The organism is Achromobacter sp. (assembly GCF_057314935.1).
Genome location: NZ_DBHKZA010000018.1, coordinates 50,404 through 51,566, shown reverse-complemented (window position 1 = coordinate 51,566; position 1,163 = coordinate 50,404). Strand labels below are relative to the sequence as shown.

2 protein-coding genes and 1 pseudogene are annotated in these 1,163 nt (G+C 58.6%); all 3 read left to right on the top strand.

From position 1 onward, the window contains the following. Positions 1 to 133 precede the first annotated feature (133 nt). Positions 134 to 331 (top strand): 50S ribosomal protein L35, encoded by a 198-nt coding sequence (gene rpmI, locus ACO6D5_RS09190; protein WP_006226956.1) that lies wholly within the window; start codon positions 134 to 136, stop codon positions 329 to 331. Between the two features lie 15 nt (positions 332 to 346). After that, positions 347 to 706, top strand: a complete 360-nt coding sequence (gene rplT, locus ACO6D5_RS09185) for a 50S ribosomal protein L20 (protein WP_006218741.1) — start codon at positions 347 to 349, stop codon at positions 704 to 706. A gap of 77 nt (positions 707 to 783) precedes the next feature. Continuing rightward, positions 784 to 1,163 (top strand): annotated as a pseudogene (locus ACO6D5_RS09180) (phenylalanine--tRNA ligase subunit alpha); the annotation flags it as partial.

The window sequence follows — 1,163 nt, the reverse complement described above, 5'->3', positions numbered from 1 at the left end:
TACCCCCAAGAAGTGACAACAGGTCTACAAGTTTTGCCGTTGCATCGGTGCTAGCCCTAGGGCTTTTTGCCAGCAACGCCAAGCACCTCGCGTCATGTCAAATCAACTACGAGTTTAAGTTTAGGGAATCATCATGCCCAAGATGAAAACCAAGAAAAGCGCCTCCAAGCGCTTTAAGGTTCGCGGCAGCGGCTCCATCAAGCGCGGTCAGGCGTTCAAGCGCCACATTCTGACCAAGAAGACCACCAAGGCCAAGCGTCAACTGCGTGGCTCGGCAGCGGTTCATGAATCCAACGTGGCCTCCGTCAAGGCCATGATGCCTTTCGCTTGATAAGGGAGATCTAATATGCCTCGCGTCAAACGCGGCGTAACTGCCCGCGCACGTCACAAAAAAGTCATTGCCGCCGCCAAGGGTTACCGTGGCCGCCGCGGTAATGTGTTCCGTATTGCCAAGCAAGCAGTCATGCGCGCTGGCCAATATGCCTACCGCGACCGTCGTAACAAGAAGCGCACGTTCCGTGCTCTGTGGATCACGCGTATCAACGCCGCCGTCCGCGAACATGGCGTCAGCTACAGCGTGTTCATCGCTGGCCTGAAGAAGGCTTCGATCGAACTCGACCGTAAGGTCCTGGCCGATCTGGCCGTGCGCGACAAGGCCGGCTTTGCCGCCATCGTGCAGCAAGCCAAGGCTGCCTTGGCTGCCTGATCGCGCGCTTTAACTCATCGCGCATCGCTGCAAACGGGGCTGTAATAGCCCCGTTTGCGTTTTGAAGGCTGGATTTCATGACTCTATTGGTTGACGACCTGGTCTCCCAGGCGCAAGAACGGTTCGCCGCGGCTACGGATGCCGCCGCGCTTGAGAACGCAAAAGCTCGATTCCTGGGTAAGGAAGGCGCACTGACGGTGCTGCTGAAAGGCCTGGGCAAACTCGATCCCGAGCAAAAGCGCGAAATGGGCGCCCGGATCAATCAGGCCAAGCAACAAGTCGAAGAGCTTCTGACTGCTCGCCGCGCCGCGTTGGCGCAGGCGGAATTGGATGCCCGGCTGGCTTCTGAAACCATTGACGTCACGTTGCCTGGACGCGGTCGCGCGCCGGGCGGCATCCATCCGGTGATCCGGACCTGGGAACGCGTGGAAGCCATCTTCCGTTCCATTGGCTTCGA